The sequence below is a fragment of the Mammaliicoccus stepanovicii genome, from assembly GCF_002902525.1.
GTDB classification, from domain to species: domain Bacteria; phylum Bacillota; class Bacilli; order Staphylococcales; family Staphylococcaceae; genus Mammaliicoccus; species Mammaliicoccus stepanovicii.
Map to the genome: position 1 here is coordinate 25,803 of NZ_PPQZ01000019.1, position 26,675 is coordinate 52,477.

At 31.4% G+C, this 26,675-nt stretch carries 21 protein-coding genes; 15 read left to right on the top strand and 6 right to left on the bottom strand.

Annotated elements, in window-relative coordinates; genetic code table 11:
- Window positions 1–131 precede the first annotated feature (131 nt).
- From CD111_RS04205 to CD111_RS04255, 11 genes are all read left to right on the top strand, one after another.
- Window positions 132–1,469: a glucose-6-phosphate isomerase gene (locus CD111_RS04205; RefSeq protein WP_095088932.1), complete on the top strand. Its 1,338-nt coding sequence runs from the start codon at window positions 132–134 to the stop codon at window positions 1,467–1,469.
- A 91-nt stretch (window positions 1,470–1,560) separates the two neighbouring features.
- Window positions 1,561–2,472: a nuclease-related domain-containing protein gene (locus tag CD111_RS04210; RefSeq protein WP_095088930.1), complete on the top strand. Its 912-nt coding sequence runs from the start codon at window positions 1,561–1,563 to the stop codon at window positions 2,470–2,472.
- Window positions 2,473–2,817: 345 nt separating this feature from the next.
- Window positions 2,818–3,426 (top strand): TVP38/TMEM64 family protein, encoded by a 609-nt coding sequence (locus tag CD111_RS04215; protein ID WP_095088928.1) that lies wholly within the window; start codon window positions 2,818–2,820, stop codon window positions 3,424–3,426.
- Window positions 3,427–3,428: 2 nt separating this feature from the next.
- The gene (lepB, locus tag CD111_RS04220) at window positions 3,429–3,965 is read left to right on the top strand and encodes a signal peptidase I (protein ID WP_095088926.1); all 537 of its coding nucleotides are present in this window, start codon (window positions 3,429–3,431) and stop codon (window positions 3,963–3,965) included.
- A 19-nt stretch (window positions 3,966–3,984) separates the two neighbouring features.
- On the top strand, window positions 3,985–4,554 hold the full coding sequence (gene lepB, locus CD111_RS04225; RefSeq protein ID WP_095088924.1) for a signal peptidase I: 570 nt from the start codon (window positions 3,985–3,987) through the stop codon (window positions 4,552–4,554).
- Between the two features lie 92 nt (window positions 4,555–4,646).
- On the top strand, window positions 4,647–8,120 hold the full coding sequence (gene addB, locus CD111_RS04230; RefSeq protein WP_095088922.1) for a helicase-exonuclease AddAB subunit AddB: 3,474 nt from the start codon (window positions 4,647–4,649) through the stop codon (window positions 8,118–8,120).
- 38 nt (window positions 8,121–8,158) lie between these two features.
- Window positions 8,159–11,758 (top strand): helicase-exonuclease AddAB subunit AddA, encoded by a 3,600-nt coding sequence (gene addA / locus CD111_RS04235; RefSeq protein WP_095090163.1) that lies wholly within the window; start codon window positions 8,159–8,161, stop codon window positions 11,756–11,758.
- Window positions 11,758–12,885, top strand: a complete 1,128-nt coding sequence (locus tag CD111_RS04240; protein ID WP_095088920.1) for a DUF418 domain-containing protein — start codon at window positions 11,758–11,760, stop codon at window positions 12,883–12,885. Before addA ends, CD111_RS04240 begins: the two co-directional genes overlap by 1 nt.
- A 76-nt stretch (window positions 12,886–12,961) precedes the next feature.
- Window positions 12,962–13,864 (top strand): fumarylacetoacetate hydrolase family protein, encoded by a 903-nt coding sequence (locus tag CD111_RS04245; RefSeq protein ID WP_095088918.1) that lies wholly within the window; start codon window positions 12,962–12,964, stop codon window positions 13,862–13,864.
- A 202-nt stretch (window positions 13,865–14,066) separates the two neighbouring features.
- A complete protein-coding gene (locus CD111_RS04250) occupies window positions 14,067–14,411 on the top strand; it encodes a YisL family protein (RefSeq protein ID WP_095088916.1) in 345 nt (114 codons plus the stop codon).
- 271 nt (window positions 14,412–14,682) lie between these two features.
- Window positions 14,683–16,125, top strand: a complete 1,443-nt coding sequence (locus CD111_RS04255) for an alpha-amylase family protein (RefSeq protein WP_095088914.1) — start codon at window positions 14,683–14,685, stop codon at window positions 16,123–16,125.
- A 77-nt stretch (window positions 16,126–16,202) separates the two neighbouring features.
- Here the strand turns inward: CD111_RS04255 and CD111_RS04260 are convergent, their stop codons facing one another.
- The 3 genes from CD111_RS04260 to CD111_RS04270 are packed head-to-tail and all read right to left on the bottom strand — an operon-like array spanning window position 16,203 to window position 19,211.
- Window positions 16,203–17,534 (bottom strand): CoA-disulfide reductase, encoded by a 1,332-nt coding sequence (locus tag CD111_RS04260; protein ID WP_095088912.1) that lies wholly within the window; start codon window positions 17,532–17,534, stop codon window positions 16,203–16,205.
- A 5-nt stretch (window positions 17,535–17,539) separates the two neighbouring features.
- Window positions 17,540–18,385: a DegV family protein gene (locus CD111_RS04265; protein WP_095088910.1), complete on the bottom strand. Its 846-nt coding sequence runs from the start codon at window positions 18,383–18,385 to the stop codon at window positions 17,540–17,542.
- Window positions 18,386–18,398: 13 nt separating this feature from the next.
- Window positions 18,399–19,211 carry a Cof-type HAD-IIB family hydrolase gene (locus CD111_RS04270; protein WP_095088908.1) on the bottom strand — a complete coding sequence of 271 codons (813 nt, stop codon included), beginning with the start codon at window positions 19,209–19,211 and terminating at the stop codon, window positions 18,399–18,401.
- A 121-nt stretch (window positions 19,212–19,332) separates the two neighbouring features.
- Here CD111_RS04270 and CD111_RS04275 point away from each other — a divergent pair, with 121 nt between their 5' ends.
- Window positions 19,333–19,641 (top strand): metal-sulfur cluster assembly factor, encoded by a 309-nt coding sequence (locus tag CD111_RS04275; RefSeq protein ID WP_095088906.1) that lies wholly within the window; start codon window positions 19,333–19,335, stop codon window positions 19,639–19,641.
- Between the two features lie 42 nt (window positions 19,642–19,683).
- Here CD111_RS04275 and CD111_RS04280 read toward each other — a convergent pair whose 3' ends face one another.
- Complete coding sequence (locus CD111_RS04280) at window positions 19,684–20,376, bottom strand: Crp/Fnr family transcriptional regulator (RefSeq protein WP_095088904.1); 693 nt, start codon at window positions 20,374–20,376, stop codon at window positions 19,684–19,686.
- Between the two features lie 171 nt (window positions 20,377–20,547).
- On the opposite strand from CD111_RS04280, the gene clpB reads away from it, so the two are divergent.
- Window positions 20,548–23,145 carry an ATP-dependent chaperone ClpB gene (gene clpB / locus CD111_RS04285; RefSeq protein ID WP_095088902.1) on the top strand — a complete coding sequence of 866 codons (2,598 nt, stop codon included), beginning with the start codon at window positions 20,548–20,550 and terminating at the stop codon, window positions 23,143–23,145.
- Window positions 23,146–23,571: 426 nt separating this feature from the next.
- Here clpB and CD111_RS04290 read toward each other — a convergent pair whose 3' ends face one another.
- Window positions 23,572–23,766 carry a DUF2929 family protein gene (locus tag CD111_RS04290; RefSeq protein WP_095088900.1) on the bottom strand — a complete coding sequence of 65 codons (195 nt, stop codon included), beginning with the start codon at window positions 23,764–23,766 and terminating at the stop codon, window positions 23,572–23,574.
- A 187-nt stretch (window positions 23,767–23,953) separates the two neighbouring features.
- Here CD111_RS04290 and CD111_RS04295 point away from each other — a divergent pair, with 187 nt between their 5' ends.
- Together CD111_RS04295 and fabF are read left to right on the top strand one after the other, a co-directional pair.
- The gene (locus CD111_RS04295; RefSeq protein ID WP_095088898.1) at window positions 23,954–24,895 is read left to right on the top strand and encodes a beta-ketoacyl-ACP synthase III; all 942 of its coding nucleotides are present in this window, start codon (window positions 23,954–23,956) and stop codon (window positions 24,893–24,895) included.
- A gap of 14 nt (window positions 24,896–24,909) precedes the next feature.
- Window positions 24,910–26,151 (top strand): beta-ketoacyl-ACP synthase II, encoded by a 1,242-nt coding sequence (fabF, locus tag CD111_RS04300; protein ID WP_095088897.1) that lies wholly within the window; start codon window positions 24,910–24,912, stop codon window positions 26,149–26,151.
- Between the two features lie 111 nt (window positions 26,152–26,262).
- Here fabF and CD111_RS04305 read toward each other — a convergent pair.
- Window positions 26,263–26,675 (bottom strand): hypothetical protein (locus CD111_RS04305; RefSeq protein ID WP_240610491.1); only part of this gene is annotated, 413 nt, incomplete at its 5' end.

The window sequence follows — 26,675 nt, forward strand, 5'->3', positions numbered from 1 at the left end:
GAATTATCAATTTTATTTATAAATAATTATGCATCTATATGCGTTCAGTTACATTTCAATTGAAAGGGTATGAAAACTAGAGTAAAATAAAAGCGTTAATAATATTAGTAATATTCATTTAGGAGGACATTATGACACATATTCAATTTGATTATAAGAAAGCATTAACGTTTTTTGGAGAACATGAGTTAGACCAAACTCGTGATTTAGTAAAAAATATACATCATGTTATACATGAAAAAACAGGTGCTGGAAGCGACTTTTTAGGTTGGGTTGATTTACCTGTTAATTACGACAAAGATGAATTTGATCGAATTTTAAAAGCCTCTAAACGTATTAAAGAACAATCTGAAGTATTACTTGTTATCGGAATTGGTGGATCATATTTAGGAGCAAGAGCTGCTGTTGAGATGTTGAATTCTACTTTTGCTAATTATGAAAAAGGCGACAATCCTCAAATAATATTCGTAGGACATCACTTATCTTCATCTTATGTACATGATTTAATTGAATATTTAGATGGTAAAGACTTTTCTATTAATGTCATTTCAAAATCAGGCACTACGACTGAACCAGCAGTTGCATTTAGAATTTTTAAGAAAATTTTAGAAGAAAAATATGGTAAAGATGAAGCGAAAAATCGCATATTTGCAACGACTGATAAAGAAAAAGGTGCTTTAAAAGACCTAGCAACTGGAGAGGGTTATGAAACATTTGTTGTACCTGATGATGTTGGCGGTAGATATTCTGTACTAACTGCAGTAGGCTTATTACCAATCGCAGCGAGCGGTATAGATATTGAATCAATGATGCAAGGTGCGCGTGATGCTCGTGAAGACTTATCATCTTCTGAATTAGAAGATAATATCGCGTATCAATATGCAGCAATTCGAAACATTCTTTATGCTAAAGGATATTCTACTGAAATGCTCATTAACTATGAACCTGCATTACAATACTTCAGTGAATGGTGGAAACAATTGTTTGGTGAATCAGAAGGTAAAGATTTCAAAGGCATTTACCCATCAAGCGCGAACTTTACATCTGACTTGCATTCATTAGGTCAATACGTACAAGAAGGACGCAGATTCTTATTCGAAACTGTTGTGAAAGTAGATAATCCAAAACACGACATCACAATCGAAGAAGATAAAGATGATTTAGATGGCTTAAATTTCTTAGCTGGACAAACAGTTGATTACGTAAATACAAAAGCATTCCAAGGAACATTGTTAGCTCATACAGATGGTGGTGTACCGAATTTAATCGTTAAAGTACCACAACTTGATGCATATACATTTGGATATGTTGTTTACTTCTTCGAATTAGCATGTGCTATGAGTGGTTATTTATTAGGAGTAAATCCATTTAATCAACCTGGTGTTGAAGCATACAAACAAAATATGTTTGCATTACTTGGGAAACCAGGATTTGAAGATATGAAAAAAGAATTAGAAGAAAGACTATAATACAATGATGTATGAAAAAAGTCCCCGAATTTTATTCGGAGGACTTTTTTTGTTTATAAATAAAAATCTTAAAAAATGAGGTGTATTTTTTGTGAAATTGCATAAACCATTATTATTATTTTATTTAGAGGCTTTAAATGGAAGGATAGATATGATTCCAATCAAACTGGAAGAACAATACAAAATTTTAAAAACTGGTTATGAAGGTGAGCAAAAATTCGCAAATATATTAAACCTGTATCACACAAAATGGTGTATACACGATGTTCAATTAAAGAATTGCAATCAAGTCCAGTTTGATTTTATTGTCGTAACAGATGAAGAAATTCTTCAATTTGAAATAAAAAATTACACAGGGGATTATTATTACGAAAATCACAAACTATTTAGAAGTTCAGGTTATGTCTCTAAAGATTTATTGAATCAAATCGAAGTATCAGACAACGCACTGCGTAGAATTGTTTCACGATATCGTTTTAATAGAGAAGTAAAAAGCTATATCGTCTTTGTAAATCCAACTTTTACATTATTCGGAGATTTGAGATCAAGAATTAATTTATTGTTAAATAGTGAATTATATAAAATCCAAGACATGGTATCATCAAATTTCAAATATGACGAAAATAAAGCTATTTATGAAACAATTAAAAAATTGCATGAGCCATTCATGCAAAACTTGATTCAGTTTGAACGTGTATCGTTTGAGAAAATTAGAAAAGGGATCAAGTGTACAAATTGCCAAAAATTGATAAAAACAGATTTATTATACAATGCTCGTATTTGGATCGAATGTTCGACTTGTAAAACAAACATTCTTAAACATGAACTAATTATTTATGCATTGAAGGAACTATATATATTGAAAGGTAAGCCGTTTTCTGTAAGTGAAGCAGTAGAATGGACAGGTGTTTCTAAAACATCACTCAAAAGATTACTATATAAAGAATTTGAAAGAGTAGGGAAATGTAAAAACACAAAATATTATTATAAGATCAATGAATAAGGTTTGCGGTCCAGATAACAGATTAAGTGGTCCGCAAATGGGATATACGGTCCAGATAACGGAATATGTGGCCCGCAAACAGGATATTCGGTCCAGATAACGAATTATGTGGTCCGCAAATGGGATATACGGTCCAGATAACGGATTATGTGGACCGCAAACCGAGTGCAAGTCCGCAAACCGAGTACAAGTCCGCAAACTGGAGATAGTCTTGAGCGATATTAAATAAGTGCACATAAGCTAGCAAGTACGTGTTTCTACGACTATTGTATGATGTCATATTTCTTTTATAATTTCACGTTTATGAGTATAATTAATATAAATTTATGAAAGAAGTTGCGTCATATGATATTTCAAGATATTATAAATTGGTTCAGTGAGGAAAATATTACTAATCTGATTGAAACATTTAAATCATTCGGAATTCTAATAGCATTTTTACTACCATTCACTGAGGCATTCATACCTTTTTTACCCATCATATTATTCGTTATAGCAAATGTTAATGCTTATGGATTACTGATCGGATTTCTCATTACTTGGGCAGGTACAGTAACGGGAAGCTATTTAGTATTTATAATACTCCGTTTAATTTCAAAGAAACCATTTATGAAAAGAGTAGTCGAACATCGCCGTGTAGATAAGTTTATAAAATGGATTGATCATCATGGGTTCGGGCCACTGTTTATTCTATTATGTTTTCCATTTACACCTAGTGCACTTGTAAATATGGTTAGTGCATTTTCGCATATTAATCGATATGTATATTTATTAGCACTCATCTTATCTAAAGCAATTATGATTTTTACATTGAGCTATATTGGTTCTGATATAAATTCCTTTTTCATAAGCCCGAAAAAGAGTATAATAGTAATCGTTATTATCTTTGTACTTTGGTTAGTTGGCAAAGGATTGGAAAAATATTTTGATAGTCGACTCAAAAATAGAGGTTAAATATGAAAAAAATATTTGAATGGTTCGTTTCAATAGCTATTGCACTTTTATTATTATTCATTGTGAGAACATTTTTGTTTTTAGGTTATGTTGTGGATGGCGAGTCAATGGAACCAACATTTCATAACAAAGATCGACTTATAGTTAATAAGTTGGTCAAGAGTTTTGGAGAATTTGATAACGGTGATGTGATCGTCTTTCATGCCAACAAAAATGCTGACTACATTAAACGAGTGATAGGTCTTCCAGGAGATACAGTTGAAATGAAAAATAATAAACTGTATATTAATGGTACAAAAGTAAATGAAAGTTATTTGAAAGATAATGAAACGACTGATGATTTTAGTACGAGAACGATACAAGGTTCTAAAAGTGATGTCATACCTAATGATGAATATTTAGTGTTAGGTGATAATCGTAATAATAGTAGAGATTCCAGAGAAATCGGATTTGTTCATAACAAAGATATTGTTGGCAAAGTAAGCCTGAGATACTTTCCATTTGACGATATAGATATTAATTTTAACTCCGATAAATAATAAGAATGAGGTGGCCCTTTTGAAGAAAGAAATATTTGAGTGGGTTGTGGCAATTGCAGTCGCTGTCGTATGTGTTCTACTTATACAAAAGTTTTTATTTGCGACATATACAGTATCAGGTGATTCGATGTACCCAACTTTGAAAAATGGTGAAAAAGTAATCGTAAATAAAATAGGTTATAAAATAGGTAGTATTGATAATGGTGATGTAATAGTTTTCCATGCTAATGCAAATGATGATTACGTAAAACGTGTTATCGGTAAACCAGGCGATACAGTAAAATATGAAAATGACCAACTTTATGTAAACAATAAGAAAATTCCAGAGCCTTACTTAAAAGAAAATAAAGCAAATAAATCACGTGAATTACTGACCGAAAATTTTGAAGTGAAAGATTTAGTGAATGCTAGTGGCGCTAACAAAATTCCTAAAGGGGAATATTTAGTGTTAGGAGATAATCGTGAAGTAAGTAAAGATGGACGTTCATTCGGTTTAATTAAAGATGATGTGATTGTAGGTAAAGTATCATTTAGATTCTGGCCAATCAATCAATTCCATTTCAATTTTGATCCAGCAACAAACGAATAAGATTAAGAACACCTCACTGTTTTAGTTTAAGTGAGGTGTTCTTTTTATGTTAAAATATAGATATTAGAAAATCGTGTAAGGGAGGTCAATTAATGCAATTAAATGTATGGACAGGACGAAGTGGTACAGGGAAAACGAGATCAATGATTCAATATATGACAGAGCAAATGAAAAGTAATCCATTAGGTGACCCGATTATTTTTTTAACACCTACTCAAAATACTTTCCAATATGAACAAGCTTTTGTTAGAAATGCCGAATTAAAAGGAAGTATACGAACTTCTGTGTTTGGATTTGAAAGGTTAAGTTGGAGAGTTTTAAGTGATGAAGGTGGATTAATTGAACAACAAATTTCAGATGAAGCTTTAGCGATGTTAACATATCATTTACTACATACTCATAAAGCGCAGCTAAATTTATACTCATCGACTATTCAACACTATGGTTTTAGTCATAAGATGATGAATGAAATTAAAGACTTCAAAAAATATAATGTACAACCTGAAGATATTGAAGACTATATTGAACAACATAATGAAATACCTAAGAGAATGCGGGATAAACTAATTGATATTAAGACTATTTATTCAGCGTTAGAATCACAACTTAAAGGGCGTTATGTGCAAGCTGAAGATGTTTTATATAAATTAATTGAAAAGATACCTGACTCTCAATACATTAAACAAGCAGATATATACATAGACGGTTTTCATAACTTTTCAACACTCGAATATAAAGTGATTGAATCATTAATCAAATATAGCCGTTCAGTAACGATTGGATTAACGACAGATGGGAGCAAAGATCCATTTAGTTTATTTAGAAAAACGTCCGAAACATTAACTCATATTGAGAATATTGCACAAGATTTACATATACCAGTTAATATTAGACAATTTAAAAAACAAGAACGATTTAATAATCAGCCTGATTTACAACATTTAGAAAATCAATTTGATGCTTTATTACCAGACACTAAAGAAAATGAAAATCTCAATATAATAGAAGCCTCTAATATGAGGGATGAAGTTCAATATGTTGCGAGAGAAATAATTAGAAGGTGTAGAGAAGAGCATGTATCTTACAATGACATCGCAATTCTTTATCGAGATCCAAGTTACGAGCAATTGATTGAAACGGTGCTACCTCATTTTGATATTGCTTATAACCATGACGCAAAAAAGAAAATGGCGTATCATCCATTTATTGAGTGTATTAGGTCAATGCTAGAAGTCATTAAAACTGGTTGGAAATTCGAACCTGTTATGAGAATGCTGAAAACGGGCATATTAACAAGTCATATCCCAAACGCTACATATTTAATTGATATACTTGAGAATTACGCTTTTGAAAGAGGCATATATGGTAATCGATGGACAAATCCAGAGTTCTTCACTGTAGAATCATTTGAAAAACTTGGCAAGAAAAGTTTAAGAAAAGAAGAAGACGCTGTTATAGAAGAAGATAGAAGAACAATTCAAAGCGTTATTAGATTGAAAGATTATGTAGTGAACAAAATTGAACTATTAAATGAATCACTGTCAGATAGTCAAAACGTTGAAGAATTCACAATACGATTATATGAAGTGATAGAACAATTCGAGTTGCCAAGTCATCTTATGACATTAAGAGATGAACTAGAAATTCAAAATAAATTCGAAGAAGCAGAACAAATTGACCAAGTTTGGCAAGGAACGATCAGAATTTTTGATGATATTGTCGAAGTATTGGGAGATGTTTCACTATCACTTGAAGAATATATTGAAATTCTTGATAGAGGATTAGATGAATTGAACTTTTCAATGGTACCTCAATCATTAGATGAAGTAGCAGTAGGAAATATGGATTTAGCAAAAGTCGACAATAAAAAAACAGTGTTCTTACTTGGTATGAATGATGGTGTGTTACCGAGTGTTTCTAATCAAATTTTGTTATTAACAGATGATGAAAAGAAAGCATTAGCAGAAACAAGTGGTTTAGAATTAAGTCCAACTAGTGACATCTTACAAATGGATGAAGCGTTCGTATGCTATATAGCGATGACAAGAGCGAAACAAGATGTGATATTTACATATCCACTTATGTCTGATAGTGGGGAAGTAAGAGAGAAGAGTCCATTTTTAACGACTATTCAATCATTATTTAGAAACTTACATGTTCAATCATTAAATATGAGTATAGAAGCAGAACCTATGCAGTTAATGGAGCATGAACATCAAAGTCAAATTCATATCTTTCAACATGTGAATGATTGGTTAAACGATGAAGTAGTAAATGATATATGGCTTGACGCTTTTCATGCGGTACAAGATATTCATCATTTAGATAATAGAATTCAGTTTTTAAATTCTGCTTTAACATATGAAAATAGCACTGTACAACTGAATGAATCAATTTCTGAACAATTATACGGTGATAAAATTAATGCAAGTGTTTCAAGGTTTGAAACATATAATCAGTGTCCATTTAAGCATTATGTCTCTCATGGATTAAAGTTAAATGAACGTTCTAAATATCAAATTCAAAGTGTCGATATCGGAAACATATTCCATCAAACATTGAAATATATTTCTGATGAGGTCAATGGTGATTTCAGTAAAATATCTGACCAAATGATGGCAAAATTAATCAACGAAGCAATAGATGCAAGTTTACCTAAAATTCAATTTGACGTACTTAATAGAACGGCGCATTATCGTTATTTAAAATTACGAATTCAAAACATATTAAAATCTACCTTAGAAGCGATGAAGTATCAAACACGCTATTCTAAATTTAAGGCATATCAATTTGAATTGAATTTTGGTGCTACTTCAAGACATCAGTTAAAGACAACACCACTTAAAACGAAACGAAATACGCCAATACAAATCCGAGGACAAATTGATAGATTAGATGTTTATAAAGGGAAAGATAAAGATTATGTGTCAATAATTGACTATAAATCATCAGAGACAAATTTGGATTTAACTAAAGTTGTTTATGGTATGCAAATGCAAATGTTCACTTATTTAGATGTTGTACTACAAAATAAATCGATTTTGGAATTACAAGAGCAAGTGTCACCTGGAGCACTGTTATATTTTCATGTACATGAACCAGAAATTAAGGCAACTAATTGGGGAGAAATTCCTGAAGCGGAAGATATTTATAAACAGACGATTGAAGCATTTAAAATGGATGGCTATGTGAACAAAAATCCTGAAGTGATAGATGCATTAGATCATAAATTATTAGAGCAATTAAAGTCTGATATGATACCCGTTACTAAAAAGAAAAATGGCGATTTAAATGCATATAGTAAAGCGCTTGATGAAGAATTGTTTTATAAATTAATTAAAAAAAATAGAATGAATTTTGAAGAAACTGCTAGTCAAATAATGGATGGTCATACAGAAGTTTCACCTTTAAAATACCAGAACAAATTGCCTTGTCAATTTTGTGAATACAAGTCTGTTTGTCATGTTGATCCTATTACAGACACACATCAATATAGAGAAATAGACCATAAGTTAAAAACTGAAGAAATTATTACGATGTTAAGAGAGGAGGATGAAACAGAGTGACTTCTATTCCCGAAAAACCTATAGACGCCCAATGGACTATGGATCAATGGAATGCTATATATTCTGAAGGACAAGACATTCTTGTCGCAGCTGCTGCAGGAAGTGGAAAGACAGCAGTACTTGTTGAACGTATTATTCAAAAAATAATGAGAAATAAAGAAGATGTAAATAAATTACTCGTTGTTACATTTACTAACGCTAGTGCGCGAGAAATGAAGGCGAGAGTTAATCATGCCATTCAACAAGAAAGCATTAAACATCCTGAAGATGAACATCTTAAATCTCAAAGAATTAAGATACATCAAGCACAAATTTCAACATTGCATAGCTTCTGTTTATCTTTGATAAAATCACATTATGACGAAATAGATATAGATCCAAATTTTAGAACAGCAAATGAAGTTGAAGGTGTTGTGCTTTTAGAACAAGCCATTGATGACATATTAGAATCATACTACGACAAGAATGACCAAACATTTTTAGACTTGGTTGAACATTTATCGAATGATAGGTCAGATGAACCTTTGAGAGTGATATTAAAGCGAATGTATCAGTTTAGTATTGCACACGCTAACCCTATTGAATGGTTAGAGAAACTGAATCAACCTTATATAGAAATTGATGAAGGCCATTTGTATTTCAAGATGTTAGACGAAATGATTCGTACTAAATTGAATAGTGCAAACAATGCTTTGTATCAGTCTATAGATTGTTACCAAAATTTAATTGATGTCGAAAAACATATGGATTATCTTGAAGGTGAACGTATATGGATAAGCCAACTCATAGCTGGAGAGAAGTCATATGACGCCATTGGTCATGACATCTCATCCAAAAAATTACCTACAAACACAACCAAAATTAGTAAAGCAAATGAAGGTGATGAGCAATTATTAAAGTTAGGAAAGACTTATCATACAAAATATACAGAAAGCTTGAAAGATATTAATGATAATTACTTAAGTAGAGATAAAGAAAATCTAATTAAAGACATGCATCAAATGTCACCTAGAGTACAAATGTTAAGTGAAATTACAAGAGATATCATTCATTATTTTAAAAAATTGAAACAAGACAAGCGCATTATCGACTTTTCAGATTATGAACATTTAGCATTAGAAGTATTAACAAATGATGATGGAACACCTTCTGAAATTGCACTACAATATCGAGAACATTTCAATGAAATATTAGTAGATGAATATCAAGATACGAACAGAGTTCAAGAAGCAATCATCGGGTGTATTAAACGTGGTAATGAATCAAATGGAAATTTATTTATGGTTGGGGATGTGAAACAATCAATATATAAATTTAGACAAGCAGAACCTGAATTATTTATTGAAAAATATAAGCGATTTAATCTTAATCCTGATACATCAGGTAAAGTAATAGATTTATCAAAAAACTTTAGATCGCGTCGTGAAGTATTAGACAACACGAATTATATATTTTCACATATGATGGATGAAAAAGTTGGAGAAATTGAATATAATGACGAAGCAAAATTATATTACGGAGCGGACTATGATGAACTGAATACACCATTTGAAATGGATATTCTAGTAGAAGACTCATACGACGAAGAAGATAATAACATCTTAGAGGCTAAACATATTGTAAAAAAAGCGCAATATATATTAGATAACAAAGAAGTATATGATAGAAAAACTAAAACATACCGACCTGCAACATATAAAGATATTGTCATACTTGAAAGAAGCTATGGCAATGCACCAAACCTACAACAAGCGTTTAAGGATGCTAACATTCCATTTTATGTTGAGTCCAAAAAAGGTTATTTTGAACAAAATGAAATAAGATTGATGCTTTCATTCTTAAGAGTAATCGATAATCCGCTACAAGATAAATATTTAGTTGGATTGATGAGGTCAATTGCTTTTCAATTTCAAGAAGACGAGTTAGCTGAAATTCGAAATAAAGCACCTCGAGAAATTTATTATTTAGATTCAATACATCAATATGTTGAACATAGTGAAGCGGACATGGTATTAGTTGAAAAACTTAATTTATTTTTAAGACAATTAGAGCATTATCAAACATATAGTAAGTCCGTTCCAGTATGGAAATTACTTGATAAAATTTATAATGATTATTATATTATCGCTTATTTTAGTAGTTTAACTGGTGGTGTTCAAAGAAGACAAAATTTATATGGACTACTAAATAAAGCTGTTCAATTTGAAGCATCAAGTTTAAGAGGAATCTTCCAGTTTATTAGATTTATTGATGAACTCATAGAAAGAGGTCAAGACTTTGGACAAGAAAGTGTGATTGGTCCTAATGATGATGTTGTACGAATGATGACAATACATAGTAGTAAAGGACTTGAATTTCCATTTGTCATTTATTCAGGGATTACAAGAAACTTTAATCGTGCTGATTTAACTAAACATATCATTTTGAATAATAATTATGGTATGGCACTGTCTTACTTCGATGTTGATCAAAAAATATCATATCCAACAATCGCTTCTACTATATTTAAAAATATTAACGAGACTGAAATGATTTCGGAAGAAATGAGATTGATTTATGTTGCTTTAACAAGAGCTAAAGAATCAATTTATTTAGTCGGACGAGTAAAAAATGATAAAGCGGTAGAGGAAATGGGGTTAGTTCAGGCAGATAATCATGAAATATTAGATGCTGACTTTAGAGTAAGTGCCAAATCACCGTTAGCTTTAATGATGGCAGTAATGGCAAAATCTAATAAACATGGGCTAAGTCATGCGATGCTATTTCAATCAAATCAGAACGAATCATTTAATATCAACATACTGCATGAAGACGCAGAAGAAGATATCGAAGAAGATGAAAGTGAAAAACCAACAATTGAAGCATTAATGAAATACAAAACATCAAATAATAAAGAGAAAATTTTAAGACAAATTTCTTATGAATATCCTAATAAATCGAGATTAAATCTCGCTGCAAAGCAATCAGTTTCAGAAATTAAAAGACAAAGAGAAACTGAAGATGCTGGTACAGATTATCAAATTGTTAGACAATATCAAGTAGGTACAAAAGCTTATGACCGACCGAAATTCTTATCAAACCAGAAACGACAAAGTGCTGAAATTGGTACTTTAATGCACGCTGTTATGCAGCATTTACCTTTAGAGAAAGACGGATTAAATGAAGAACAGTTAATTCAACTTGTTCATTCACTTATCGATAAAGATATTCTCCCAACTGATGCGCTTGACGATTTACAGTTAGATTTGATCGCACAATTTACAAAATCAGATTTATATACTGATTTAGTTAATGCAGATAAAGTATTACGTGAAGTCCCTTTTGTAGTGGGGCAAGATGACATAGATCCGAGTGTATCGCATGATTTTAAAGAAGATGAGAATAAACCAATTATTCAAGGTATGATTGATTGCATATTTATTAAAGATGAAAAAGTTTCATTCATAGACTATAAAACAGATGCATTTATTGTAAGACGAGGTAAAACAATGGACGATGTAGCTGAAGAAATGATGAAAAAATATGAAGTTCAAATGGAATATTATAAGAATACTTTAGAAACAATATTACAACGACCAGTTGAAGGATACCTATACTTCTTTCAATATGGAACTAAACATATCAAGGAGAAATATTAATGGCAAAGCAAAGAATTTTTAGTATAGATGCTTTAAGAGGATTTAGTTTGTTAGGAATTTTACTTATGAATATTCTTACATTCGCTTATCCATATCAAGTTATAAATCCGTTTGAATATTTCCAACATCAAGATGGTGCATTATTTAAATTGAGTTCGCTATTTATAATAGGCTCATTCTATCCTATATTTGCTTTCTTATTTGGTTATGGGTTATCCATTATGTACAAAAATAGTTTAGAAAGAAATATAGATTATTATCCTATGATTATTAGAAGGTTATTGTTCTTACTATTAATCGGTGTGGTACATGGTATATTCCTCTTTTATGGCGATATATTAGCAACATATGCACTACTCGGTTTAATAGCTATCCTATTTGTAAAATTAAAACCACATTATTCACTAATAGCAATTTGTATAGGATTTGGTATATTCTCTTTATTGTATATCTTACCTATAATATTACTTGGAGATGCGACTCAATTAGAATCATTTGTCGGTTTACAAGAACTAGAAAGAGTAAACAATATATTAATTTCAACAGACTATTTATCTATAGCTGGCTATAACTTAAAATATTTCGGAGAAAACATTGCGAGTGCAATTTTAGTGGGACCATTTAGTATTTTACCAATAATGTTATTTGGTATTTATGCACATAAGACAAATTGGTTTAAAAAGATAATCACGCACAAAAATTTATATATCATAATAGGGCTCGTCATATTTATTCTAGGTTTAGCAGTGAAGATGATACAAATCAATTTAGTTGGATCAATGATTTCTCAACTTATTAGCCAAATGTTTGGTGGACCTATAGTAGCAATCAGTTACATTATTTTCTTTGTGATACTTTGTGAAGATTCTATTGGTAGGAGAATATTATTGCCATTTCAATCAATTGGAAAATTAAGCTTAACAATATACATCATGCAAAGTATAATTTGCGTCTTGATATTCTATGGGATTGGTTTCAGTTTATATGGTAAATTATCAGTATTAACATTGTATATTATGGCAATAGTTATATTTATCATTCAATTGATTATTAGTTATTTATACTTGAAGAAATTCAATCAAGGTCCATTGGAAAAAATATGGAGAAAAGTAACATATTTAAAATAATTAGTTTGAAAATAATGCGATTTATCTAAAAATTCGGTATAATAGCAACAAGAACAAGAAGGAGCTGACAGAATGTATGAAATTTTTAACTTTTAAAATTAATGATACAACTTCTTATGGTGTGAAAGTAAAAAGAGAAGAAGCGGTTTGGGATTTACGTAAAGTGTTCCAAGACTTTGGTGAAGATCAATTTAATCCAAAAACACTATTAGAAGGTTTACAACAAAATATAAATATCGATTTCCAAGAAGCTGTTCGCAAAGCAGTTGTGAATGTTGAGGAATCACCTGATAAAGATAACTATAAATATAATTTCCAAGATATCGAGTTTTTACCACCAGTAACGCCAACCAATAACGTTATCGCATTTGGTCGTAATTACAAAAAACATGCTGAAGAACTTAACAATGAAGTGAACAGTTTATATGTGTTTACAAAAGCAGCTTCATCATTAACTGGTGATAATGCTGAAATTCCTAATCATCAAGACATTACGGAACAATTGGATTACGAAGGTGAACTAGGCGTTGTTATAGGTAAAGCAGGAGAAAAAATCCCACGCGGACTAGCACTAGATTATGTATATGGCTACACAATCATTAATGATATTACGGATAGAGCTGCTCAGAAGGCACATGGTCAAGCATTCCTATCTAAATCATTAACTGGTGGATGCCCAATGGGACCTTATATTGTAACGAAAGATGAATTACCGTTACCTGAAAATGTTAACATCGTTACTAAAGTTAATAATGAAATTAGACAAGATGGAAATACAAACGAAATGATTCTTAAAATTGATGAATTAATCGCTGAAATATCTAAATATGTAGCGTTACATCCAGGAGATATTATTGCAACAGGAACACCATCTGGAGTAGGTGCTGGTATGAACCCAGCGAAATATTTACAACCAGGCGATGAAGTTAAAGTTACAATCGATGGTATTGGTACATTAACTACATTTATTAGTAAATAATATTAAATTAAGTTGACGCCCTTTTGAAATGAAATTGATTTCAAAAGGGCGTCTTTTTATTGAAGAAAAATATTAGATTTGAATAAAATGTGAACGGTGGAATAATTTTAATATATCTGAAATTACAAAAATACATATAACATTCTCACATATGTTATAATGCTAATGGATTCGAAATATTAATATTTGGGGGGAACTAAATATGATACATTTCCATATTTTTAGTTGGTTAGTGACAATCATTTTATTCTTTGTTGTTTATATGAAAGTTACAAACAAACCGGTACATATGGTTTTAAGATTGTTCATGGTATTTACTTTAATTTCTGGTTTTGTTATTTTTATACAAGCAATGGGCATTAATGGTATGTTATACGGTATTAAATTTATCCTTGGATTAGCAGTTTTAGGGCTAATTGAAGTTACAATTGCGAAAAAGAAAAAGAACAAAAACAGTCAAGGATTGTTAATTGCTACAGTAGTAGTAATGGTATTAACAATTTTACTAGGTAGCTACTTACCAATGGGCGTTTTACACTTCGGTTAAAACAACATTGGAACCTTTAACAAACTAAACGTTTTGACGTTTAGTTTGTTTTTTTATGTAGAATAGTTAATCTGCGAGATGGTGGAAGTCATGGAATAACGAGGCAGTTAATCCACGAAATGGTGTCAAAATATTATTACTCACGTCATTTTATGTATGATTATATATTTTTGTACAAAATAGTTAATTATGACAATTTAATGATGGGCTATCAGTTAAGTAAACGTTTTAGTATAATGAAAGTAATAGCGCAGTAAAGAGGGTAAATGATATGAATAAATGGACAAAATTATTAATAAGTATATTGCTAGTTGCACCAATCTTTAGTAATTATATGTATGCTAAAGAAAAAGAATATGAGGATGTTAAATATCCGAGAATCTATAGTTTAGTTGTTGATCGTTTTATGAATGGGAATAATGACAATAATAAAATGATTAAAAATAATAACAAATCAAAAGATTTACCATTAGGTGGGGATTTTCAAGGTATAGAATCCAAAATAGATTATATACATGATATGGGGTTTAACACGATACATATTTCACCAGTCTTTTCTCATGAACAGAATGATTTTTTAGGTTATAAAGTTAAAAACTACGATAACATTGATTCTGTTTTAGGTGGAGAAAAAGCATTTAAATCATTCATCAATAAAGCACATAATAAAAAAATGAAAGTCATAGTTGATATGCCAGTGACGTATACTGATGAATTCAACGAATCAACGAATGGAGATTTAAACAAAATACAAAAATCATATTTTGGTAACGAAAAATTCATTGATTTAAAAGATAGTAAGAATCAAGGCATTTATAAATCAAAAGTAAAAAAACTGATAGACAAATACCAAATTGATGGAATATCAATGAATATTATTCAAGATGGAATTGATGCGCAAACCTTTATCCCTGAAGGTGTGGATACGTATGGCATCATCAATAAGGATGGCATAAATGCTAAAAATTTCAAACACGTATCTAGTAGTGAAACAAGATCATCCATTCAAAATGGATTTAAAACTGTAAACACTAAAATTCCATCATATAACGAGAATAATGAGGTTCTTTTAGCTGATACTTGGTTTACAGAAAGATTCACAAAATATGCAGCAGATGAAAATATGTTCCCAGGAACACGTATTAAGCAACTTATGGCGTATATGTGGGGATATAAAGGACCAGTTATGATGAATTATGGAACTGAAATTGCTGTAAATGGATCTAATATAGAAACGATAAACCAATTACAAGACTTTAGAACAGATAAAGAAGTGATAGAATATCTTGAAAAAATATCAGATACTTTTAAACAGTATCAAGAACTGTACGAAGGTAGCGTTAAAGAAATTAAACATGATAAAGGAACCGACGTCCTGTATTATGATACAAATACAGTAGATTATATATTAAATATTAATGATACAAATAAATCTAAAAAAGTTACATTAACAGATAAACTAATTGAAGATAAAAAGATGCTCAGAGGACTAATAATCGGTGACAACATTAAAGAAAAAGATAATGAATTTCATTTAATAACAGATAGAGAAGAAAGTGAACTCTATGCAATAATTGATGAAAGAGGACTAAATAATAGTTACTTCTATGCAGCAGCAATGGTCATTATTTTATTTGGATTATTTATATACTTAGTATCAAGAAGAAGTAAGAAAAGAAAACAAGACAATGCAACATCAAACAAATATAAATAAAACATAATAAAAGAAGCCTTGGACATTATTGTCGGAGGCTTCTTTTATTATGGCTATACAATTATATTATGAACATTTTATTTACTTTGAGCTTTATATCCTATCATGTTGACGATATCTTTTGGACTTGAAAACGGAGGAGCATATGCTATTTCTACATCCCTTAAATCATCTACTGTTAATTCACCGATTATAGCAGTGGAAATGATATCAATTCGTTTATCTGCGCCGTCTTTTCCAATTGCACAAGCTCGTAAAATTTTGCGTGTTTCATTCTCGAAATATACGCGAAGCGTGATTGGCTCAGCAACTGGGTAGTAACCAGCGTGTTGCTTTTGTGTTTGTTCAATCATTGTGTAGTTGTAATCACTGAGCTCGGATTCACTTATTCCAACACTACCTAGTGCATAATCAAATACTCGAACAATATTTGTACCTAACAATCCTTTAAATGACACTTTATCGTGAGGATTATCTAAAGATAAATTTTCCGCAATTAATGATGCAGCTCTATGTGCGCCCCATGCGAGTGTAATAGAGGTGCGTTTTTTTGTGTGTCGATAAAAAGTTTCAATAATATCACCGATAGCGTAAACATCATTTACATTCGTTTCAAAATATTCATTTACTGGAATGTAACCTTTATCATTTAATTTTAAAGATGATGTTTTTAACCAATCACTATTAGGTTCAATCCCAACACCAGCGATTATGATATCAAAATCTTCAATATGACCAGACTTAAAAGTAACGGTTTTATCATTAATATTCGTTATTTCTTCATTTAATCTAAATGGAATGTCTCTCTTTTTAATTTCTTCGAATATAACTTGATTTAAATCATTGTCCATACTTTTATTGATTTGTTCACTACGATGAATTAATGTCGTTTTAATACCGCGATAGTAGAAGTTTTCAAGAATTTCTAAACTGACATAACCAGTACCTATTATTAAAGCTTTTTGTACATGTTGTTCTTCGATGAATGATTCGATTCGATCGGTATCTTCAAGATTTCTTAATGTAAATAATCTATTAGACTCAAATGGTAATGTCCGAGCGCGACACCCAGGGCTTAATATAAGCTGATCATAATGATCAGTGAAAATATCACCAGTTTGATGATTTTTAACGGAAATTGTTTTATCCTGAGCATTTAAGGCAATAGCTTCATGGTATGTTTTAACGGTAATGTCTTTTTTATTATTAAATTGTTCAGGTGTAGCTGAGAGCATTAAATCTCTATTATTTACAATGCCACCTAAATAATATGGGAGCCCACAATTTGCGAAACTCATATCTCTGTCTTTTTCGTATATTACGATTTCACTCTCTTTATCAAGTCTTCTAATTTGTGATGCAACAGTTGCACCACCTGCAACTGCACCAATGACAATTATTTTATTCATACTCATTACTCCTTATAATAAAAGATTGCGACTGTGCCACTACCTGTATGTGAGCTTATAACTGGACCAATATTTGAAATGACAACTTGTTTAGGTGATAATGCTTCAAGCATTAATGATTTTAATTTTTCAGCTTCTTCTAAATCATCTGCATGTGTCATATAAATCGTTTCATTGGAAAAGTCATTATTTTCACTTTGCATTTTTTCGATAATGGCATGCCATAATTTTTTTGATCCTCGATATTTTTCTATTGGTACAAGCGCACCATCTTCTACATGTAAGAGTGGCTTAATATTAAGTAATGTACCTAAGAAGGCTTGACCTTTAGATAGACGACCACCACTTGCTAAATATTTCAAGTCTTTAACTGTAAAGAGGTGTCTAATTTTATTGAGTTTATCTTTAATAAATTGATCGATTTCTTCAAATGAATCTGTTACTTTTAATTGTTCATGGACATCGATTATCAATTTACCTAATCCCATAGAAGCGCTTTTCGTATCATAAATGGTTAAATCTAAATCCGGATAATCTTCTTTCACTTGTTCTTTTACTAAACAAGCAGTTTGGTAAGTTCCGCTTAAAGCACTGCTGAAAGCAAGGTAAATAGCTTGTTCTTTATTTGTTGCGATTTCTGTAAATACCTTTTTCATTTGATCCATTGTAGCTTGATTGGTCTTGGGATGCTTATTTTCTTTAATTGCATTGAGTACTTCTTCATTAGAAATTTCATACTGGTCAATTTTATTGACGCCATCTATAACAATGCCATATGGTAAAAAATATAAATCTAATTCTTTAATTTGTTCTAATGTTAAATCTGAACCACTGTCGACTACTAATCTCATATCGTAGGACTCCTTACATATTTAGTTCAAAATGTTTATTTAAGTATTTTCCGATACCGTCATTATTATTTGTGTCTGTTACATCATTTGCAATTTCCTTAAGTTCCGGAATGGCATTACCCATCGCAATACCGTAACTAGCAAATTGTATCATTTCATAATCGTTATCTTCGTCACCAAAAGCAATAATGTTATCATAATTAATGTTTAAATAATCAGCGACATATTTAACGCCTTTTCCTTTGTTGATGCCTTTTTTAACAATTTCAATAACAGGAAATGGTGCACCCCAACGTCTATGTTCAATATGTTCAGCATAATATTTGCTTAAATGGCGTTTAATTCTTGGAATTTCATCCTCTTCAGCTTGAATTAATAAGCTAGTTGGTGATTCTGGTAACAATTTATCAAGCTGACCATATTGAACATTTGGATTACCCATACTGAATCCTTCGAATAATTCTTTGTCATAGTTGTTGATATATACTTGGTCTCTAACTTCAGCAATAATATTTTTAATATTCAATGTTGAAATATCATTGAAAATTTTTGTAGCAATACGAGCATCTAACTTTTCATTCACTGATTTAAATTGATTATCTTTTGGGTGATGAATAACTGCACCGTTAAAATTGATTATCGGTGTATTCATATCCATAGCATTATAATAATCCACACTTGCACGATATGGTCTACCAGTTGAGATAATAATTTCATGACCTAAACTCTTTAAATATTGAAGTACTCGTTTAGTATATTGAGGAATATGTTTATCATCGTTTAATAATGTTCCATCTAAATCTAAACAAATTAAGTATTTTTCCATATCGAAAACTCCTTAGTGTTTGTTAATAAATATCTTATACTATAATATCATATCATTTTCTTTATCGAACGCTTTAAATTTGATATATTATAAATAGTAACTTTTAGAATGAGGTGAAAAAATGGAAGAAGAAATGAAAGATAGTATTTTAGGTGCATTAGAGAACGTTATTGACCCTGAGCTTGGCATAGATATTGTAAACTTAGGTCTAGTATATAATGTTGATTTAGATGATGAAGGTTTATGTACTGTAGAAATGACATTAACTTCAATGGGTTGTCCATTAGGGCCACAAATTGTGGATCAAGTCAAAACTGCATTAGGTGAATTACCTGAAATTAAAGAAACAGAAGTAAATATTGTTTGGAATCCACCATGGAATAAAGACAAAATGTCTCGTTATGCAAAAATTGCATTAGGTGTGAGTTAATAGTAAATAAAACCCAACTAAGTTCAGCTTAGTTGGGTTTTTCTATTCAATTCTGCATATTGATAGCGGACAATTTTCGCAGTTAATTGATTTCTTTAGAAATTCTAAATCAAGTATAGTGATTCTTTTATGTTTAATTGAAATAATGTCTTTTTTCTTTAAGTTACTTAACATCCTATTGACACTTTCTCTCGTTACGTTACAGAAATTTGCTAGTTCATGATTAGTTAAATCAACATTGATATGTACTTTTGTTCCTTCATGAATACCATAAGTATTAGCAAGTTTAATTAATATAGAATAAAAGGCGCCAGTTTTCCCTAAAGTATAAATATCACGAATTTGATATTCATTTTTTTCGTTTTCATTCTGAACCCATAATAGCCATTCATATTTTAATACGTCGTCATCCAATATAGATTCTTCAAATTGTTTTTTAGGCAATCTATAAACGGTTGCACGTTCTTTAACTCTTGCTGAAAGGGTATGTGTTTTTCTTCCACAAAATAAAGTAGTTGAGCCGAATATACTATGATAGCCTAATAATTTTGTATTAAATTCTTTTCCATCTTCCATTACGCGATGGGTGATGACTTTTCCTTCTGTTATGACGTAAATATGATTACACAAGTCTCCTGAATGGTATATATAGTTGTGAGCGTTAAATTGCATACGTTGACCATGAGCAATGATATATTCAATTACTGATGTCGATTCTGTGTAAATCGTTTGCAAAAGATCACTTCCTACCATCGTTTATTTAATTTTATTCTACCATAAAATGTCATCAAAAAGATTTTTAAATTTTATACTTTATATTTGTCAAAGAAGGTCAAACGGTGTATAATAAGCATATGGTCAAAGATAGTCAAACTATTGACCATCATTAAATAAGAGGTGATACAATTGGATATAAATCAAATGACATATTCAGTTCAAAGTGTTATTGAAAAAGCGCAACAATTATCTCAATCACATAAACTACAAAATATTGAAATAGAAGCTGTATTACTATCAGCATTAAATGAAGATGAAAGTATTTTTAAAAGAACCTTAGATAGAGCGGATATAGATACGGAATTATTAGAAAAAGCATATAAACAAAAATTAGATCAATATTCTGTAGTGAAAGGTGAAAATGTTCAATACGGACAATATATTTCACCAAACCTGAATGAATTATTTAATAAAGCAGATCAAATTAAAGAGTCTATGCAAGATGAATTTATGTCAATGGAACATTTGTTAAAAGCAGCAATGGAAGTTGACCAAACAACTAAAGAAAGTGTCGGTAACAAACAAGAAGTTGTAAACGAAATTATAAATAAAATAAGAGGGGGAAATCGAGTGACATCACAAAATCCTGAAGTACAATACGAAGCATTATCCAAATACGGAAGAGATTTAGTAGAAGAAGTTAGAAAAGGAAAGATGGATCCAGTAATTGGTCGTGATGAAGAAATTAGAAATACGATTCGTATTTTAAGTCGTAAAACTAAAAACAATCCAGTTTTAATTGGTGAACCTGGTGTAGGTAAAACAGCAATCGTTGAAGGATTAGCTCAACGTATCGTTAAAAAAGACGTTCCAGAGTCATTGTTAGATAAAACTGTGTTCGAATTAGATTTATCAGCATTAGTAGCTGGAGCTAAATTCAGAGGTGAGTTTGAAGAAAGACTTAAAGCAGTTTTAAAAGAAGTTAAAGAATCAGAAGGACGTATATTACTATTCATAGATGAAATTCATATGTTAGTAGGCGCTGGTAAAACTGATGGCGCAATGGATGCTGGTAATATGCTTAAACCGATGTTGGCACGTGGTGAGTTACATTGTATCGGTGCAACTACATTAAATGAATATCGTCAATATATCGAGAAAGACTCAGCTTTAGAACGTAGATTCCAAAAAGTAAATGTAAAAGAACCAGACCTAGAAGATACGGTATCCATTTTAAGAGGGTTAAAAGAACGCTATGAAGTTCACCACGGAGTTCGAATTCAAGATAAAGCACTTGTTGCAGCAGCAGAACTCTCTGATAGATATATTACAGATCGTTTTTTACCTGATAAAGCAATTGATTTAGTAGACCAAGCTTGTGCAACAATTAGAACAGAAATGGGATCAAATCCTACAGAACTAGACGCTGTTAATAGACGTGTTATGCAACTTGAAATTGAAGAAAATGCTTTAAAATCAGAATCTGATCAAAGCAGTCAAATGAGATTAGAAGAATTGCAAAGAGAATTAGCAGACGAAAAAGAAAAACAACAACAACTTCAAAATAAAGTTGAACAAGAAAAAGAACAAATTAAAGCGCTACAAGAAAAAAGAGCAGAGTTAGATGAAAGTAAACAAGCTTTAGAAAATGCTGAAAGTCAATATGACTTAGGCAAAGCAGCAGAATTAAAACATGGTAAGATTCCACAAATTGAAGCAGAATTAAAAGACCTTGAAGAAGCATTTATTGAAGAAACAGGTTCAGATCATGACCGTTTAATAAGAGAGGTCGTAACAGATGAAGAAATTGGTTATATTGTTAGCCAATGGACAGGTATTCCGGTTTCTAGATTAGTAGAAACTGAAAGAGAAAAATTACTTAAATTATCTGATATACTACATGAACGTGTCGTTGGTCAAAATGAAGCCGTTGATTTGGTTTCAGATGCTGTTGTAAGAGCGAGAGCGGGTATTAAAGACCCTAACAGACCAATAGGTAGTTTCTTGTTCTTAGGACCAACTGGTGTGGGTAAAACAGAACTTGCAAAAACATTAGCAGCAACATTATTCGATTCAGAAAAACATATGATTCGAATCGATATGAGTGAATATATGGAAAAACACTCTGTCGCAAGATTAATTGGTGCGCCTCCTGGCTATGTTGGCTATGAAGAAGGTGGACAACTTACTGAAGCGGTAAGAAGACAGCCTTATTCAGTAATATTACTTGATGAAATTGAAAAAGCACACAATGATGTATTTAATGTGTTACTTCAATTATTAGATGAAGGTAGATTAACTGATGCAAAAGGCCGTAGTGTTGATTTCAAAAATACAATCATCATTATGACAAGTAACATCGGTTCACAATACTTACTTGATGGCGTTACTGAATCAGGTGAGATTGAAGAATCAGCTAAGAAACAAGTGAATGAAAGTTTACATGCATACTTCAAACCAGAAATATTAAACCGAATGGACGATATCGTATTATTTAAACCATTAAATGTTAAAGATATGAGTTATATCGTTGATCACATTATTACAAATTTAAATATTCGCTTATTAGATCAACATATTAAAGTGAATGTAAATCAAGAAGTGAAAGAATGGATTGCTAAAGAAGCATATGAACCTCAATTTGGTGCTAGACCATTAAAACGTTTCGTACAAAGACAAATTGAAACACCATTAGCTAGATTAATGATCGGTCAAGACCTTAAAGAGGGAACTGAAGTTGATGTTTATTTAGACAATGAAGAAGTTAAGTTTACAGTAAATGATTAAATAAAAAAGAGCCTTTGAAATAATGCGTTCCAGGCTAAAACGAAACGAGAAAATCATGATGAAATGTGATTTTCTCGTTTTTTTATGATTTCAGACCCTTTTTCGTTTGAATTTGGTTCAACTTTTTGCGAAATACTTCAAAGTCATGGAATAACACAGAAGTTAATCCACGAAATAGGCAAAGCCATGGAATAACACAGAAGTTAATCCACGAAATAGGCAAAGTCATGGAATAACTCGGAAATTAATCCACGAAATAGGCAAAGTCATGGAATAACACAGAAGTTAATCCAAGAGATGATCGAAAATATATTCCTCAGACATTAGAACTAACTCAAAACTAAAAGCAGAAGAAATTCAGATTCAAATCTGAATTTCTTCTGCTTTTTAAGTTTAGGGGACAATAATGTCCCAGTATTATTTCTTCTATTGTTGTTCTTTAGTACGTGAAGATTTGCCAACAGCTAAACTAATTAAAATTACAACTATTGTAATGATTACAGAATAGATTGTAGGGTTAACTAAATTTATTGGTTCTTCTGATCCGCCTAAACTATGTAACACAAAGTTTATCATTTGAGATAAAAGGAATGCCCAAATAAATGTAATAATATATTGCATGTTATTTCCTCCGTTACATTTTATATCATATCCTTTATTATAATTAACTTTCTACAAATTGTATACCTATTATAATGAAAACGATTTAAAATATTTATGATATGTGTAATTAACTTGTATATAATGGTAAAGGTATGTTAAATTAGTACCTGATAATAACAACAGATTATAAGAAGGTGTCAATATAATGGATATTGGTATAAAAGGTTTTGGAGCATATTATCCAGAACGCGTAGTTAAAAATGAGTATTTCGAAAGTTATTTAGATACATCAGACGAATGGATTAAAAAAATGACTGGCATTAAAGAAAGACGATATGCAGCTGAAGACCAAGATACGAGTGATCTTGCTTATGAAGCATCAGTCAAAGCAATAGAAGATTCCGGTTTAGATAAAGATGAAATAGAAATGATTATAGTTGCAACTTCAACAGGAGATAAGCCTTTTCCAACTGTTGCAACATTGCTACAAAAACGGTTAGGCTTAAATAAAGTGCCTTCAATTGATCAACTTGCTGCGTGTACAGGATTTATTTATGGATTAGTTACTGCACAGCAATATGTAAGTTCAGGACTATATAAAAATGTTTTAGTAGTTGGAGCAGATAAATTATCGAAAATTACTGACATGAATGATAGAGGTACTGCGATTCTTTTCGGAGATGGAGCAGGTGCAGCTATTGTAGGTGAAGTTTCTGAAGGAAGAGGAATTTTAGGCGTTGAATTAGGTTCAGATGGAAATGGTGCACCACATCTTTATCAAGATATGGATCAACATGTCATTAGAATGAACGGTAGAGAAGTATTTAAATTTGCGGTAAGAATTATGGGGGAAGCATCTACTAAAGTTGTAGAGAAAGCTGGACTACAATCAGATGATATTGACATGTTCATACCACACCAAGCAAATATAAGAATTATGGAGTCTGCACGAGAAAGATTAGGGATTGAGAAAGAGAAAATGAGTGTGACTGTAGATCGATATGGAAATACTTCTGCAGCTTCAATACCCTTAAGTATTGCATATGAATTAGAACAAGGTAAAATAAAAGATAATGATACATTAGTCCTGGTCGGATTTGGTGGTGGCTTAACATGGGGCGCCATAACATTACGCTGGGGTAAATAGGAGGAAATTTAACAATGACAGAAAACAAACGTGTTGTACTTACTGGTTTAGGAACGTTAAATCCATTAGGTAATGACGTGCCTACAACATGGGAAAATGCAATTAACGGTGTAAATGGTATAGATGAGATTACGAGGATTGACGTAACGGAGTTTCCTGCCAAATTAGCAGGAGAATTAAAAGATTTCAATCTTGATGATCACATACCTAAAAAAGACGGGCGTAGAATGGATAGATTTACAAAATACGCAATCGTGGCAGCTCGGGAAGCATTAAAAGACTCTAAATTCGAAATCACTGATGAAAACAGTCATCGTATTGGTGTTTGGATTGGGTCAGGTATTGGTGGAATGGAAACATTTGAGTATTCTCATAATATGCTACTTGAAAGAGGGCCAAAGAGAGTGAGTCCTTTCTTCGTTCCGATGATGATACCGGATATGGCAACTGGACAAGTGTCAATCGACTTAGGTGCAAAAGGCCCTAACGGTTGTACAGTAACGGCTTGTGCAACTGGTACAAATTCAATTGGAGAAGCATTCAAGATCATACAACGTGGAGATGCTGATTTAATGTTAGCGGGTGGTACAGAAGCACCTATTACAGAAATGGCTATTGCAGGATTTAGTGCAAGTAAAGCATTATCAACAAATCCTGATAAAAACACAGCTTGTCGTCCATTCCAAGAAGGAAGAGACGGTTTCATTATGGGTGAAGGTGCAGGCGTTGTTGTCTTAGAATCATTAGAATCAGCACAAGCACGTGGTGCACACATATACGCAGAAGTAGTAGGCTATGGTTCTACTGGAGATGCATACCATATTACAGCACCAGCACCAAATGGAGAAGGTGGTGCACGTGCGATGCAAGCAGCTATAGATGATGCAGGAATTAAAGCAGAAGATATTCAATATTTAAATGCACATGGGACAAGTACGCCAATTGGTGATTTATATGAAGTTCTTGCTATTAAATCAACATTTGGAGATGCAGTTAAAGACTTAAAAGTAAGTTCAACTAAATCTATGATGGGTCATTTATTAGGTGCTACTGGTGCAGTTGAAACTATCTTAACAGCACTATCTATTGAGAATAGTATTATCGCACCAACAATCAATGCTGATTCTCCAGATCCAGAAATTGACATTGACTATACACCAAATAAAGCTGCTAAATTAGACATCGAATATGCTATGAGTAATAGTCTAGGCTTCGGTGGACATAATGCAGTGTTACTATTTAAGAAATTTAAATAAAATCAGTTAATTGAATTGTAAATTATGACAAATAAAAACGGACAAACATGCTAAATCTTAGGATTTTCATGTTTGTCCGTTTTTATGTATTTTGTGCTGGAATATGTAAGGTTAAATCATAAATCCAATAATAATAGATACAAAGAAAAAGACTGTGCTCAATACGACGAATGGGAATAACCATTCGTATTTTTTTCGTTCTTTAATAGAAATATCTTTCATATTTGGGTTCATTAAAGGATCATCTTGTAAATATTCTTGAGAAGCCTTTGATTTTAAATGAAAATTGAATTTTCGAATGGCTTGTCTAGAAACTGTTCCTACACCATCTTGTTTCATAGCAATCATCCAACTAACTGCAAATAATACGGTCATAACATAGAAATAAATATTACTCGCTTCTTGAATATTATTTAAAAATATTAAACATAACAGTAAAAATATCCCGATGTACAAAGTGGTAAATATACTCCAAAATTTCATAATTATCTTCCTCATTTGTTTAGATATAGTTGTATTATAAC

Excerpts from the sequence above, each read along its gene's own strand:
- fabF (WP_095088897.1), top strand. The coding sequence starts at position 24,910 with ATGACAGAAAACAAACGTGTTGTACTTACTGGTTTAGGAACGTTAAAT.
- CD111_RS04215 (WP_095088928.1), top strand. The coding sequence starts at position 2,818 with ATGATATTTCAAGATATTATAAATTGGTTCAGTGAGGAAAATATTACT.
- CD111_RS04255 (WP_095088914.1), top strand. The coding sequence starts at position 14,683 with ATGAATAAATGGACAAAATTATTAATAAGTATATTGCTAGTTGCACCA.
- lepB (WP_095088926.1), top strand. The coding sequence starts at position 3,429 with ATGAAAAAAATATTTGAATGGTTCGTTTCAATAGCTATTGCACTTTTA.
- CD111_RS04270 (WP_095088908.1), bottom strand. The coding sequence starts at position 19,211 with ATGGAAAAATACTTAATTTGTTTAGATTTAGATGGAACATTATTAAAC.
- addA (WP_095090163.1), top strand. The coding sequence starts at position 8,159 with ATGGATCAATGGAATGCTATATATTCTGAAGGACAAGACATTCTTGTC.
- CD111_RS04275 (WP_095088906.1), top strand. The coding sequence starts at position 19,333 with ATGGAAGAAGAAATGAAAGATAGTATTTTAGGTGCATTAGAGAACGTT.
- CD111_RS04240 (WP_095088920.1), top strand. The coding sequence starts at position 11,758 with ATGGCAAAGCAAAGAATTTTTAGTATAGATGCTTTAAGAGGATTTAGT.
- addB (WP_095088922.1), top strand. The coding sequence starts at position 4,647 with ATGCAATTAAATGTATGGACAGGACGAAGTGGTACAGGGAAAACGAGA.
- CD111_RS04260 (WP_095088912.1), bottom strand. The coding sequence starts at position 17,534 with ATGAATAAAATAATTGTCATTGGTGCAGTTGCAGGTGGTGCAACTGTT.
- CD111_RS04265 (WP_095088910.1), bottom strand. The coding sequence starts at position 18,385 with ATGAGATTAGTAGTCGACAGTGGTTCAGATTTAACATTAGAACAAATT.
- CD111_RS04290 (WP_095088900.1), bottom strand. The coding sequence starts at position 23,766 with ATGCAATATATTATTACATTTATTTGGGCATTCCTTTTATCTCAAATG.
- CD111_RS04250 (WP_095088916.1), top strand. The coding sequence starts at position 14,067 with ATGATACATTTCCATATTTTTAGTTGGTTAGTGACAATCATTTTATTC.
- CD111_RS04245 (WP_095088918.1), top strand. The coding sequence starts at position 12,962 with ATGAAATTTTTAACTTTTAAAATTAATGATACAACTTCTTATGGTGTG.
- CD111_RS04205 (WP_095088932.1), top strand. The coding sequence starts at position 132 with ATGACACATATTCAATTTGATTATAAGAAAGCATTAACGTTTTTTGGA.
- CD111_RS04295 (WP_095088898.1), top strand. The coding sequence starts at position 23,954 with ATGGATATTGGTATAAAAGGTTTTGGAGCATATTATCCAGAACGCGTA.